The organism is Streptomyces sp. TLI_171 (assembly GCF_003610255.1).
Lineage (GTDB): Bacteria > Actinomycetota > Actinomycetes > Streptomycetales > Streptomycetaceae > Kitasatospora.
Genome location: NZ_RAPS01000001.1, coordinates 2,207,729 through 2,220,697, shown reverse-complemented (window position 1 = coordinate 2,220,697; position 12,969 = coordinate 2,207,729). Strand labels below are relative to the sequence as shown.

Annotated in this window: 13 protein-coding genes; 8 read left to right on the top strand and 5 right to left on the bottom strand. The window is 71.7% G+C overall.

Going from position 1 to position 12,969, the window contains the following annotated elements; all coding sequences use genetic code 11:
- Positions 1-47: 47 nt before the first annotated feature.
- Positions 48-1,229 carry a quinolinate synthase NadA gene (gene nadA, locus BX266_RS10085; protein WP_099898600.1) on the bottom strand — a complete coding sequence of 394 codons (1,182 nt, stop codon included), beginning with the start codon at positions 1,227-1,229 and terminating at the stop codon, positions 48-50.
- Between the two features lie 186 nt (positions 1,230-1,415).
- On the opposite strand from nadA, the gene BX266_RS10080 reads away from it, so the two are divergent.
- The 3 genes from BX266_RS10080 (at position 1,416) to BX266_RS10070 (ending at position 4,416) form a co-directional block, all read left to right on the top strand.
- On the top strand, positions 1,416-2,342 hold the full coding sequence (locus BX266_RS10080; RefSeq protein ID WP_180290434.1) for an NADP-dependent oxidoreductase: 927 nt from the start codon (positions 1,416-1,418) through the stop codon (positions 2,340-2,342).
- 91 nt (positions 2,343-2,433) lie between these two features.
- Positions 2,434-2,895 carry an Lrp/AsnC family transcriptional regulator gene (locus BX266_RS10075; RefSeq protein ID WP_099898598.1) on the top strand — a complete coding sequence of 154 codons (462 nt, stop codon included), beginning with the start codon at positions 2,434-2,436 and terminating at the stop codon, positions 2,893-2,895.
- Between the two features lie 153 nt (positions 2,896-3,048).
- A complete protein-coding gene (locus BX266_RS10070) occupies positions 3,049-4,416 on the top strand; it encodes a pyridoxal-dependent decarboxylase (protein ID WP_099898596.1) in 1,368 nt (455 codons plus the stop codon).
- Positions 4,417-4,423: 7 nt separating this feature from the next.
- On the opposite strand, the gene BX266_RS10065 is transcribed toward BX266_RS10070, so the two are convergent.
- Entirely contained in the window at positions 4,424-5,305 is an 882-nt protein-coding gene (locus BX266_RS10065; protein WP_099898594.1) for a GNAT family N-acetyltransferase, read from the bottom strand.
- 206 nt (positions 5,306-5,511) lie between these two features.
- Between BX266_RS10065 and erpA the strand changes: the two genes are divergently transcribed.
- Complete coding sequence (erpA, locus tag BX266_RS10060) at positions 5,512-5,868, top strand: iron-sulfur cluster insertion protein ErpA (RefSeq protein WP_099898592.1); 357 nt, start codon at positions 5,512-5,514, stop codon at positions 5,866-5,868.
- Positions 5,869-5,939: 71 nt separating this feature from the next.
- Here the strand turns inward: erpA and BX266_RS10055 are convergent, their stop codons facing one another.
- Positions 5,940-6,548, bottom strand: coding sequence for a hypothetical protein (locus tag BX266_RS10055; protein WP_099898590.1), 609 nt, complete (start codon positions 6,546-6,548; stop codon positions 5,940-5,942).
- A gap of 86 nt (positions 6,549-6,634) precedes the next feature.
- The gene (locus BX266_RS10050; protein WP_099898588.1) at positions 6,635-6,850 is read right to left on the bottom strand and encodes a hypothetical protein; all 216 of its coding nucleotides are present in this window, start codon (positions 6,848-6,850) and stop codon (positions 6,635-6,637) included.
- A 207-nt stretch (positions 6,851-7,057) separates the two neighbouring features.
- Between BX266_RS10050 and BX266_RS10045 the strand changes: the two genes are divergently transcribed.
- Positions 7,058-8,029: a carbohydrate kinase family protein gene (locus tag BX266_RS10045; protein ID WP_099898586.1), complete on the top strand. Its 972-nt coding sequence runs from the start codon at positions 7,058-7,060 to the stop codon at positions 8,027-8,029.
- Here BX266_RS10045 and BX266_RS10040 read toward each other — a convergent pair.
- Positions 8,026-9,411, bottom strand: a complete 1,386-nt coding sequence (locus BX266_RS10040) for a cysteine desulfurase/sulfurtransferase TusA family protein (protein WP_099898584.1) — start codon at positions 9,409-9,411, stop codon at positions 8,026-8,028. The two genes, BX266_RS10045 and BX266_RS10040, sit on opposite strands and share 4 nt — an antisense overlap.
- 353 nt (positions 9,412-9,764) lie before the next feature.
- Between BX266_RS10040 and coxB the strand changes: the two genes are divergently transcribed.
- The 3 genes from coxB to BX266_RS10025 are packed head-to-tail and all read left to right on the top strand — an operon-like array spanning position 9,765 to position 12,810.
- Entirely contained in the window at positions 9,765-10,622 is an 858-nt protein-coding gene (gene coxB / locus BX266_RS10035) for a cytochrome c oxidase subunit II (protein ID WP_099898582.1), read from the top strand.
- Positions 10,619-12,397, top strand: coding sequence for a cytochrome c oxidase subunit I (ctaD, locus tag BX266_RS10030; RefSeq protein WP_099898580.1), 1,779 nt, complete (start codon positions 10,619-10,621; stop codon positions 12,395-12,397). Before coxB ends, ctaD begins: the two co-directional genes overlap by 4 nt.
- Positions 12,394-12,810: a cytochrome c oxidase subunit 4 gene (locus tag BX266_RS10025; protein WP_099898578.1), complete on the top strand. Its 417-nt coding sequence runs from the start codon at positions 12,394-12,396 to the stop codon at positions 12,808-12,810. The genes ctaD and BX266_RS10025 overlap by 4 nt, the downstream gene beginning before the upstream one ends.
- Positions 12,811-12,969 lie beyond the last annotated feature (159 nt).

Genomic DNA, 12,969 nt, shown 5'->3' with positions numbered 1-12,969 from the left:
CCCTCTCGTGTGCGCGGCGCCTCTCGTGCGCGCGGCGCGGTGAATCGTTACGGCAGGGCGAGCATCCGGTCCAGCGCCGCCTTGGCGTACTTCTCGGTCTCGGCGTCCACCGTGATCACGTTGGGCACCCGGCCCTCGGCGAGCGACTCCAGCGCCCACACCAGGTGCGGCAGGTCGATCCGGTTCATGGTCGAGCAGAAGCACACGGTGCGGTCGAGGAAGACGACCTCCTTGTCCGGGTGCGCCTTGGCCAGGCGGCGGACCAGGTTCAGCTCGGTGCCGATCGCCCACTTGGAGCCGGGCTCGGCGGCGTCCAGCGCCTTGATGATGTACTCGGTCGAGCCCACCAGGTCGGCGGCGTTGACCACCTCGTGCTTGCACTCCGGGTGCACCAGCACGGTGACGCCCGGGATCCGCTCGCGGACCTCGTTCACCGAGTCCAGGCTGAACCGGCCGTGCACCGAGCAGTGGCCGCGCCACAGGATCATCCTGGCGTTCCGCAACTGCTCGGCGGTCAGGCCGCCGTTCGGCTTGTGGGGGTTGTACAGCACGCACTCGTCGAGCGGGATGCCCATCTCCAGCACCGCGGTGTTGCGCCCCAGGTGCTGGTCCGGGAGGAACAGCACCTTCTCTCCCTGCTCGAACGCCCACTCCAGGGCGCGCTTGGCGTTGGAGGAGGTGCAGATGGTGCCGCCGTGCTTGCCGGTGAACGCCTTGATGTCGGCCGAGGAGTTCATGTACGACACCGGCACGGTGACGTCGGCGACCCCCGCCTCGGACAGCACGTCCCAGCACTCGGCGACCTGCTCGGCGGTGGCCATGTCGGCCATCGAGCAGCCGGCCGCCAGGTCCGGCAGCACGACCTGCTGGCGCTCGGAGGTGAGGATGTCGGCGGACTCCGCCATGAAGTGCACGCCGCAGAAGACGATGAACTCGGCCTCCGGGCGGGCCGCGGCGTCCCGGGCCAGCTTGAAGGAGTCGCCGGTGACGTCGGCGAACTCGATGACCTCGTCGCGCTGGTAGTGGTGGCCCAGGATGAAGACCCGGTCGCCGAGCTTCTCCTTCGCGGCGCGGGCGCGCGCCACCAGGTCGGGGTCGGAGGCGGCGGGCAGATCGCCGGGGCAGTCCACGCCGCGCTCGCTGTTCGGGTCGGCCTCGCGACCGAGCAGCAGCAGGGCGAGCGGCGACGGAGTGGGGTCGACGCCGTAGTTCTCGGTGGTGGTGGTCACGGGCGGGTGCCCTCCTGATGCGGCCGGATCGTTCCCGACCAGCCTTCTCGTCTATCTGACGCTATCTATGATAACCGGTTCGGCCCAACCCGACGATGGCCATCCCGTCGATGTGACGAGAACCGCTCACCAGGATGGACGCTTCCGACGCGAGGACCCGCCGTGCCATCGGCTTGGCTGGACGTCATGAAGGCAATCGCGATCAACCGCTACGGCGGCCCCGACGTGGTCGAGTACACCGAACTGCCCGACCCCAAGGTCGGCCCCGACACGGTACTCGTCCGCACCCGCGCGGTCGGCGTCAACCCCGTCGACTGGAAGATCCGCGAGGGGCTGCTCGACGGCATCCTCGACGTGCACTTCCCGCTGGTCATGGGATTCGACCTGGCCGGCGTGGTGCAGGCCGTCGGCGGCGCGGTCACCGAGTTCGCCCCCGGCGACGAGGTGATCGGCTACGTCCGCAAGGACGGCATCGAGCACGGCACCTACGCCGAACTGGTCGCCGCCCCCGTCCGCACGCTGGCCCGCAAGCCCGCCGCACTCGACTGGGCCGAGGCCGGCGGGCTGCCCACCGCGGGGCTCACCGCCCAGCAGGCGCTGGTCGGCGCGCTCGACCTGCGGCGCGGCGAGACCGTGCTGATCCACGCCGCGGCGGGCGGCGTCGGCTCGATCGCGGTCCAGGTCGCCACCGCGCTGGGCGCCCGGGTCATCGGCACCGCCGGACCGCACAACCACACCTACCTGCGGGGCCTGGGCGCCGAACCCGTCGAGTACGGGCCCGGCCTGGCCGACCGGGTCCGCGCGCTCGCCCCCGACGGCGTCGACGCCGCGCTCGACCTCATCGGCGGCGACGCCGTCGAGGTCTCCGCCGCCGTCCTCAAGGACCCCGCCCGGATCGCCTCCGTCGTCGACTACACCGTCACCGCGCGCGGCGGCCGCTACATCTGGACCCGCCCCGACCCCGACGACCTCGCCGCCGTCGCCCGGCTCGCCGAGGACGGCCTGCTCACCGTCCCGGTCGCCTCCACCTTCCCGCTCAGTCAGGCCGCCTCCGCGCAGGCGCTGAACGCCGAGGGCCGCACCCGCGGCAAGATCGTTCTGCTGGTGGACTGAACGGAGTCCGACCGTCCGCGAGAATGGGCCCCGCAGAGTCGTTTCTCCCACGGCTCACCACCCTCACCCGCACCACCCGTGGAGCCCAGCGATGAGCACGCACCGGCCGCCCGACCTCGGGCAGGCGGCGCTCGACGACACCGACCGCCTGCTGCTGGAGCACCTCAGCCGCGACGGCCGGGCCTCGTACGCCGAGATCGGCCTGCTCACCAACCTCTCCGCCACCGCCGTCCGCCGCCGGATCGACCGGCTGCGGGCGCGCGGCGTGGTCCGCGGGTTCACCGTGGTGCTCGACCCGGCGCTGCTCGGCTGGCGCACCGAGGCGTTCGTCGAGGTCTACTGCCGCGCCCGCACCTCGCCCGAGGAACTGCTCGCCTCGCTGCGCCAGTTCCCCGAGGTGGTCGCCGCCTGGACGGTCACCGGCGACCCCGACGCCCTGGTGCACCTGCGGGCCGCCGACACCCGCCACCTGGAAGCCGTCATCGAACGCATCCGCAAGGAGCCCGGCGTCCAGCGCAGCCGCTCCTCGGTGGTGCTCTCCCAGCTGCTGTGACCCGTCCGCCGCACCGGCGCAGGAATCCTGCGCGGCCCCGCCCGAAGACGCAGGAAACCGGCCCCCGGCGGCCGCGTTCCGACGCGCGCCCGCGCACCCCCGCTGCCTACGCTGATCTTGCCCCCAGCACCGCCCGCAGCGAAGAGGACTCCCGTGTACGCAGCGCCCGACCGCATGCACAAGCCGGACAACGAACTGGTCGACCTGGTCTTCGGCTACATGCGCGAACGGCTGCAGTACGACCCCGTCCCGCTCGACCACCCCGGCGACGGCGCCCACCTGCGGGAGGTCCTCTCCGGGCTGCTGAACGAGCACGGCAACGACCCGGCCGACGTGCTCAAGCTCTACGACCACGAGCTGTCCCGCGCGGTGATCTCCGCCGACAGCCCGCGCTACCTGTCCTTCATCCCGTGCGCCCCCACCAAGGCCGCGCTGCTGTTCGACATGGTGGTCTCCTGCGCCTCGCTGCAGGGCATCTCCTGGCTGGAGGCGGCCGGCGCGATCGCCGCCGAGAACCAGGTGCTGCGGTTGATAGCGGACCGGGCCGGCCTGCCCGAGAGCGCCGGCGGGACGTTCGTCTCCGGCGGCTCGGCGGGCAACCTGTCCGCGCTGGTGGTCGCCCGGGACACCGCCCGCCGCCGGCTGGGCGTCGGCCCCGAGGCCCGGCTGCGGATCGCCGTCGCCGACCAGGTGCACTCCTCGGTCAAGAACACCTTCAACATCATCGGCGTCGAGGCCTTCCCGGTGCCCGCCGTCGACCGCCGGCTGACCGGGCCCGCGCTGCGCGCCGCGCTCGCCGCCGACCCGCACCCCGAGACCGTGATCGCCGTGGTCGGCACCGCCGGCACCACCAACGAAGGCATCGTCGACGACCTGGCCGGGATCGCCGAGGTCGCCCGCGAGCACCAGCTCTGGTTCCACGTGGACGGCGCGTACGGCGGCGCCGGCCTGTTCGCCCCCTCGGTGCGCGAGCGCTACAACGGCATCGAGCACGCCGACAGCTTCGTGGTCGACCCGCACAAGTGGCTGTTCGCCCCGTTCGACTGCGCCGCGCTGCTGTACCGCGAGCCGCGCCTGGCCCGCGCCGTGCACACCCAGGACGCCTCCTACCTGGACGTGCTGCACACCGAGGGCGACGAGTGGAACCCCACCGACTACGCCTACCACCTCACCCGCCGGGCCCGCGGCCTGCCGCTCTGGTTCTCGCTCGCGGTGCACGGCGTCCAGGCCTACACCGACGCGATCGAGACCGGCCTGCGGCTGGCCCAGGACACCGCGCAGCTGATCCGCGACACCGAGCACCTCGAACTGCTGCACGACCCGCAGCTGTCCGCGGTCTGCTTCCGCCGCACCGGCTGGACCCACGACGACTACTACCGCTGGTCCCGGCAGCTGCTCGCCGACCAGATCGGCTTCGTCACCCCCACCGGCTGGGACGGCGAGACTGTCGCCCGGTTCGCCTTCCTGCACCCCGGCACCACCATGGCGATGGTCGAGGAGATCCTCGCCACCATGGCCTGACGGCCCCTCACAGGTACCCGCCGTTCGGGATGTACGGGGCCGGCGGGCGCATCCCGCGCAGCGCCAGGTAGCCCCGGGTGGTGAGCGAGAGGCCGAGGTCGAGGCCCACGTCCACGGCCCACTCCTGCTCGGCGGTCAGGAACGACACGTGCGCCTCCTGCTCGCCGGGCACCCGGGCCAGCGCCTCGCGCAGCAGGCGGGCGGCGATCCGCTTGGAGGTGGCCGCCAGCAGCTGCACGGTGCCGCCGTCGCGGTAGCAGTAGCCGGTGCCGGCCAGGGTGTCCGCGATCAGCAACTCCTCGAAGTGGGCCAGCATGAACCCGTGGTCCGGCCCGTGCGCGGCCCCGCGCAGCCGCCGGTCCACCGAGTCCAGCAGGTGCAGGTGCGTCGCGTTGCCCGGGTGGACCGGGATGTCGCCCGGGTCCAGCAGCCGCTCCCGGTCCACCCGCCCGCCCAGCTGCATCGTCGGGTGCAGGGTGAACCCGGCCGAGCGGTAGCGGCGGGCCGCGGCCGGCGACGGCGAGGCGCACAGCATCCCGCGCAGGCAGCCCCGCCCGTACGCGGTGGCCCGCTCCAGCAGCAGGCGGCCGACGCCCTGGCCCTGGGCGGCGGGCAGCACCACGAACAGCGGCAGCACCCAGACGCCCTCGCGGCGCAGCGACAGCGCCGCCCCCACCGCCTCGCCGTCCCGCTCGGCGATCCAGCACCCCGCCGGATCGGTGATCGCGAGGTGCCTGGCCCGCGCGATCCCGCGCAGCCGGCGGCGCCGGTGCTCGGGCGTCTCCGCCTCGTCCTGCGGCCGGCCGTCCAGGTCGCGGAACGCGGCCCGGGCGACCCGGTCGACGGCGGCGGCGTCCTCGGCGGTGTCCCTGAGCTGACGAATGATCACCCGTCACATCCTGCTGCGCCCCGGGCGCGGGCGGTAGCGGTTTGCCGAAGTGGGCGATGACCCTCGTGGCCCGGTGTGCGAGCATGGGGTACGTGGGGGAGTGGGCGACGGAAAACGTCCCCCGAACGCACCACCTTCCGGAAATGAATCCGGGAGGCCGCCGGTTGGCACTGGCGGATCACAGTCGTCACCGACCGGGAGTAAGCATGACCGTCCAGGACGAGAAGACCACCGTCGAGAGTGGCATCCTCCTCACCGATGCCGCCGCGGCGAAGGTCAAGGGCCTGCTGGAGCAGGAGGGTCGCGACGACCTCTCGCTGCGCGTCGCCGTGCAGCCGGGTGGCTGCTCCGGCCTGCGTTACCAGCTGTTCTTCGACGAGCGTTCGCTGGACGGCGACGTCGTCAAGGACTTCAACGGTGTCAAGGTCGTCACCGACCGGATGAGCGCCCCGTACCTCGGCGGCGCCACGGTCGACTTCGTCGACACCATCGAGAAGCAGGGCTTCACCATCGACAACCCGAACGCCACGGGCTCCTGCGCCTGCGGCGACTCGTTCAGCTAGGCCCTTCGAGGCCCGGCACGCCGAGGGCGGCTCCCCCAACCGGGGGAGTCGCCCTCGCGGCGTTCCCGGGGTCAGCGCGGGTCGCCGCCGGCGACGCCGTTCTGCGGCGGCAGCTGCGACTCGGTCGCGGTGTCGACCACGCTGCCGCCGTTCATCGGCACGGACAGCTTGACGGTCGCCTCCTGGCTCTTCATCACCATCGGGCAGGCCTTGCCGGGCTCCGCGGTCTGCGTGATCACCACCCGCAGCCGCACCACCGGCGGCTTGTCCTCCTCGACCTTCACCCCGTACTTGTCGCACACCCCGGCGGTGAAGAACACCGTCAGCTGGGTGGGGCTGTCCTGCCGGTAGCCGGTCGCCGGGATCTTCACCGCGGTCGGCGGACGCTCGCCGACGGCTATCCCGGGCGAGGTCGGCTGCGCGGACGGCGAGGCCGAGGGCTGCGCACCCGACCCGGCGGACGGGGCGCCCGTCCCGGACGGGCTCGGCGCGGCGGACGCGGACGGCGAGGCCGAGGCGGACGGGCTGGCGCTCGCGCTCGGCGAGGCGGCGGCGCCGGACGGGCCGGAGCTGCCGCACGCGGTCAGCAGTCCGGCCGTGAGGGCCGCGCCGGCCAGCGCGGCGGCGGCCCGACGCACGGTCGTGGCCTTGGTGGAGACGGCTGCGGTGCTGTCGTCCATGATCTGCGTTCCTCCCGAGGATCACGCGGCGCCGCCGGAAGCAGCACCGCGCGGATTTGACGTGCCCCGGAGGAAACCGGTTCCCGCTACCCGCCGTACTCCGGCATCCCCGCCACCACCCGGCGCGCCTCCATCGGCACCCGCACGCCCAGCACGGTCGGGACGGACGCCACCGGGCCGGGTCCGGCGGCCGGCCAGAACCGGCCCAACCGGCGCGAGGAGTCCAGTAGTTCGGCCAGCGACTCGACCTCCGAACCGGCGGAACCGCTCAGCAGCCACCCGGACGAGTGCTCGATCACCATGGGGTACCCAGCTCCGATCGCCGCGCCGCGGCCGCTCTGCCGCGGACTGGACCGGGGGCCGTTGCACCGGCCCCCTACTGGCGACCCTAGGACGACCTCGGCCCGGGCGACACCCCTACCAATGGGTAGTACCGGTTCGGGCGGGTACCGTAGCTGGGTTGTTGCCCCCCGCTCAGGCCCACCGTCGGGCCGCCCGAGGAGAACCCCGTGCGCATCGCCGTCGCCGGCTCGATCGCCACCGACCACCTGGCCACCTTCCCCGGCCGCTTCGCCGATCAGCTGGTGCCCGAACAGCTGCACACGGTCTCGCTGTCCTTCCTGGTCGACACCCTGGACATCCGCCGCGGCGGCGTCGGCCCGAACATCGCGTTCGGCATGGGCGTCCTCGGCCTGCGGCCGGTGCTGGTCGGCGCGGCCGGCGGCGACTTCGCCGAGTACCGCAGCTGGCTGGACCGGCACGGCGTGGACACCCAGTCCGTGCACATCTCCGAGACCCGGCACACCGCCCGGTTCATGTGCACCACCGACCAGGACCACAACCAGATCGCGTCCTTCTACACCGGCGCGATGGCCGAGGCCCGCAACATCGAGCTCAAGCCGATCGCCGACCGGGTCGGCGGCCTCGACCTGGTGCTGATCGGCGCGGACGACCCCGCCGCGATGGTCCGCCACACCCAGGAGTGCCGGATCCGCGGCTACGCCTTCGCCGCCGACCCCTCCCAGCAGCTGGCCCGGCTGGACGGCGAGGACATCCGGGAGATCGTCGACGGCGCGGCGTACCTGTTCACCAACGAGTACGAGGCCGCGCTGATCGAGTCCAAGACCGGCTGGTCCGCGGACGAGATCCTGCAGCGCGTCGGCACCCGCGTCACCACCCTCGGCCCCAAGGGCGTCCGGATCCAGCGCCGCGGCGAGCCCGACATCGTGGTGGGCTGCGCCGCCGAGGAGCGCAAGGCCGACCCGACCGGCGTCGGCGACGGCTTCCGGGCCGGCTTCCTCGCGGGCCTGTCCTGGGACCTCGGCCTGGAGCGCGCCGCCCAGCTCGGCTGCATGCTCGCGACCCTGGTGATCGAGACCATCGGCACCCAGGAGTACGAGCTGCGCGGCGGCCACTTCCTGCAGCGCTTCGAGGCGGCCTACGGCGCCGAGGCCGCCGCCGAGATCCGCGCCAAGCTCTAGCCCCTGGTCACCAGGTACGCGGTGCCTCGGTCGGCGCCGTACTCGGTGGCGGGCGCTTCGCCCGCGTAGGTGTGGCCGCACATCTCGCACCAGGCGGGGATGTCGTGCCGGGCCGCCTCGTCGTCGGAGAGGACGGCGACGCGGCCGCCGGGGGCCACCTCGCCGATGTGCTTGGCGAGCTCGATCACCGGGATCGGGCAGCGCCGGCCGAGCGTGTCGAGCACCAGCGCCTCGGCGGTGGGGCCGGCGGGGGCCGGGAGGTCCAGGCCGAGCGGGGCGCGGATCTCGGCGACCGTCCGCGGCAGGACCTCCAGGAAGGCGTCGACCTCGGCGGCGGTGGTGCCGGTCGGCAGCGAGACCCGGACGTTGCCCTCGGTGAGCACGCCCATCGCGGCCAGCACGTGGCTGGGGGTCAGCGTGCTGGAGGTGCAGGAGGAGCCGGAGTTGACCGCGAAGCCGGCCCGGTCCAGCGCGCCGAGCAGCACCTCGCCGTCCACGTACAGGCAGGAGAAGGTGACCAGGTGCGGGAGCCGCAGCTCGGGGTGGCCGACCACCTCGACGGCGGGGACCAGCTCCGGGACCCGACGGCGGATCAGGTCGACCAGCACCCGCAGCCGCGCGTCCTCCGCCTCCGCCTCGGCCCGCACCGCGCGCAGCGAGGCCGCGGCGGCGACGATCGCCGGCACGTCGACGAAGCCGGGCACCCGCCCGCGCTCGCGGTCGTCGGCGGGCAGTGGCGAGGAGTACCGGACGCCCTTGCGGACGGCGAGCACCCCGACGCCGGCCGGCCCGCCCCACTTGTGGGCGCTCGCGGTGAGGACCGACCAGCCGTCGGGAACCGGCAGCCGCCCGGCGCTCTGCGCGGCGTCCACCAGCAGTGGGACGTCGCCGCAGAGCGCGGCGGTCTCGGCGACCGGCTGCAGGGTGCCGACCTCGTGGTTGGCGGACTGCAGGACGGCGAGCGCGGTGTCGGGGCGCAGCGCGGCGGCGAACTGCTCGGCGGCGACCCGGCCGTGACGGTCCACCGGGACGGCGGTGGCGGCGCCGCCGTCGGCCTCCCAGCGTTCGGCGGTGTGCAGCACGGCGGAGTGCTCGACGGCGGAGTGCACCAGGTGGGCGCCGCGGCGGCGGTGGCCGCGCAGCGTGCCGAGGACGCCCAACTGCAGGGCCTGGGTGCCGGATGCGGTGAAGGCGATCTCGTCGGCGCGGGCGCCGAGCACCTCGGCGACGGTCTCCCGGGCGGCGTCCAGCAGCATCCGGGCCTGCCGGCCCGAGCGGTACAGCCGGGCCGGGTCGGCCCACCCCTCGTCGAGGGCGGCGAGCAGCGCCTGCCGGGCGACGGGGTGCAGCGGAGCGGTGGAGGCGGCGTCGAAGTAGGGCACGGGATCACGGTAGACGACGCCCCTTACGGGGTGATTCCTCCCGGCCTGCCGGGGAGCCGACGGTCCGTCACCCGCGTGTCGCAGTACGGTCGCCCGTTCGGTCGTGGGAGGCTCGAATGTCCGCCATGACCTGCGACTCCACCTGCCCCGAAGGGGTGGTTCACCCCCCCGGGGCTGATCGGGTAGCCGGGCGGCGCGTTAGCGGGGGCTGCCCGTGAGTGCCGCATAAGGATGGAGTAGCGTTTGGCCCGCATAAGCATTCAAACCGTGCCCGTGGCCGGACCGCCGAGGAGACCTGACAGCAGGCTCCTCCCGGTGGTGCGTTCGCGGGCGAGACTTCGGGAAGGCGCTACGTGAGTCCCAACGGCTCCGACCGCTCGCCGCGGCGCACGATGCGGCGGAAGCTGCCTCAGGCGCTGGCACTGGGCCTCGTCATCGCGACCGCCACCGGCTGCTCGGCCAACGACCTGCCCAGGCTTGGCCTCCCCAGTCCCGTCACCAAGGAAGGCCCGCTGGTCCTTCACATGTGGCAGGGCTCGTGGATCGCGGCTCTGGTTGTTGGTGCATTGATGTGGGGTCTGATCCTCTGGAGCGTGATCTTCCACCGGCGCAGCCGCACCAAGGTGGAGATCCCCGCTCAGACCCGGTACAACGTGCCCATCGAGGCGCTGTACACCGCGGTCCCCCTCGTCATCGTCTCGGTGCTGTTCTACTTCGTCGCGCGCGACGAGGCCACCCTGACGAAGGTCTCCGCGAAGCCCCAGCACACCATCAACGTGGTGGGCTTCCAGTGGAGTTGGGCGTTCAATTACGAGAACAGCGAGATCCCGGACCCGGCGAGCACCACCGCCGCGTACGAGGTCGGCAGCACCGCGGAGCCGCCCACGCTCTACCTGCCGATCAACGAGTCGGTGACCTTCAAGCTGACCTCCAACGACGTCATCCACGACTTCTGGCCCATCAACTTCCTGATGAAGATGGACGTCGTGCCGGGCGTGGTGAACGAGTTCGAGGTCACCCCGACCGCGCTCGGTACCTACCGCGGCAAGTGCGCCGAGCTCTGCGGCACCGACCACTCCCGGATGCTCTTCAACGTGAAGGTCGTCTCGCACGACGAGTACGAGGCGCACCTGAAGGAGCTCCGGGCCAAGGGCCAGGCCGGTGCGGTCCCCGCAGGCATCCTCCCCACGGGAAGTAGTGAAGAGAAGTGACCATCCTCAACGAGCCCGCCGCGGCCGGTGGGGGAGCCGGGGCCGTCACCTCGGGGACTCCGCGGGTGCGCAAGCCGGGCAACGCGATCATCAAGTGGCTCACCACCACTGACCACAAGACGATCGGCACGATGTACCTGGCGACCTCGTTCGCCTTTTTCCTGATCGGTGGCGTGCTCGCCCTGGTCATGCGCGCCGAGCTCGCCCGCCCGGGTACCCAGATCCTGTCGAACGAGCAGTTCAACCAGGCGTTCACCATGCATGGCACGATCATGCTGCTGATGTTCGCCACCCCGCTGTTCGCCGGCTTCGCGAACTGGATCATGCCGTTGCAGATCGGCGCGCCCGACGTGGCGTTCCCGCGGCTGAACATGTTCGCCTACTGGCTCTACCTGTTCGGCTCGATCATCGCGGTCGCGGGCTTCCTGACCCCGCAGGGCGCGGCCGACTTCGGCTGGTTCGCCTACTCGCCGCTGTCCGACGCGGTCCGCTCGCCGGGCATCGGCGCAGACATGTGGATCATGGGCCTGGCCTTCTCCGGCTTCGGCACCATCCTCGGTGCGGTCAACTTCATCACCACCATCATCTGCATGCGCGCCCCCGGCATGACGATGTTCCGGATGTCGATCTTCGTCTGGAACGTCCTGCTGACCGCCGTGCTGGTGCTGCTGGCCTTCCCGGTCCTCGCGGCCGCGCTGTTCGCCCTGGAGGCGGACCGCAAGTTCGGGGCACACGTCTTCGATCCGACGAACGGTGGCGCGCTGCTCTGGCAGCACCTGTTCTGGTTCTTCGGCCACCCCGAGGTGTACATCATCGCGCTGCCGTTCTTCGGCATCGTGTCGGAGATCATCCCGGTCTTCAGCCGCAAGCCGATGTTCGGCTACTCCGGCCTGATCGCCGCCACCATCGCGATCGCCGGCCTCTCGGTGACGGTGTGGGCCCACCACATGTACGTCACCGGGCAGGTGCTGCTGCCGTTCTTCTCGTTCATGACCTTCCTGATCGCGGTCCCGACCGGTGTGAAGTTCTTCAACTGGGTCGGCACCATGTGGAAGGGCTCGCTGAGCTTCGAGACCCCGATGCTCTGGACGATCGGCTTCCTGGTCACCTTCCTGTTCGGCGGTCTGACGGGCGTTCTGCTCGCCTCCCCGCCGATCGACTTCCACGTCTCGGACTCGTACTTCGTCGTCGCGCACTTCCACTACGTGGTGTTCGGCACCGTCGTCTTCGCGATGTTCGCCGGCTTCCACTTCTGGTGGCCGAAGATGACCGGCAAGATGCTGGACGAGCGCCTCGGCAAGATCACCTTCTGGACGCTGTTCGTCGGCTTCCACGGCACCTTCCTGGTGCAGCACTGGCTGGGCGCCGAGGGCATGCCGCGTCGTTACGCGGACTACCTGGCCTCGGACGGCTTCACCACGCTGAACACCATCTCGACGATCAGCTCCTTCCTGCTCGGCCTGTCGATCCTGCCGTTCCTCTACAACGTCTGGAAGACCGCCAAGTACGGGGAGAAGGTCGAGGTCGACGACCCGTGGGGCTACGGCCGCTCGCTGGAGTGGGCGACCTCCTGCCCGCCGCCGCGGCACAACTTCACCACGCTGCCGCGCATCCGCTCGGAGTCCCCGGCCTTCGACCTGCACCACCCCGAGGTCGCCGCGCTGGACTACCTGGAGAACCACGGCGAGCCGGCGAAGCACTTCGAAGGCGTCACTCCCGCGCAGTACGACCGTCCGTCGCTGGGCAAGGGCAAGAAGGAAGGTGACGCCCGATGAAGGAACAGGGCAAGATCTTCGGAGGCTTCGCCGTCTTCATCCTGGCGATGGCGATCACCTACTTCGTCTGGACCACCAAGTCGGACCACGGCCTGGAGGCCGCCGGCACCACCGCGCTGTTCCTGGCCTTCGGCCTGTGCGCCTTCATCGGCTTCTACCTGGCGTTCACCGCCAAGCGGGTGGACACCGGCGCGGGTGACAACCCCGAGGCCGAGGTCTCGGACGACGCCGGCGAGGTCGGCTTCTTCGCCCCGCACAGCTGGCAGCCGCTCTCGCTGGCGGTCGGTGGCGCGCTGGCCTTCCTGGGCGTCATCTTCGGCTGGTGGCTGCTGTACTGGTCGATCCCGATCATCCTGATCGGCCTGTTCGGCTGGGTCTTCGAGTTCTACCGCGGCGAGAACCAGAACCAGTAGGTTCCCCCGCAGCACTGACGGTCCGACGGGCCGGGCACCCCTTCCGGGGGGTGCCCGGCCCGTCGGCGTTCCCCCGAGGATTCCCCCGCGCGGGTTACCCGGAGTGCCGCTCGGGTGACGCCTTCCTACGCTCTGAGGCAGGTTCAAACCCCTGGGAGG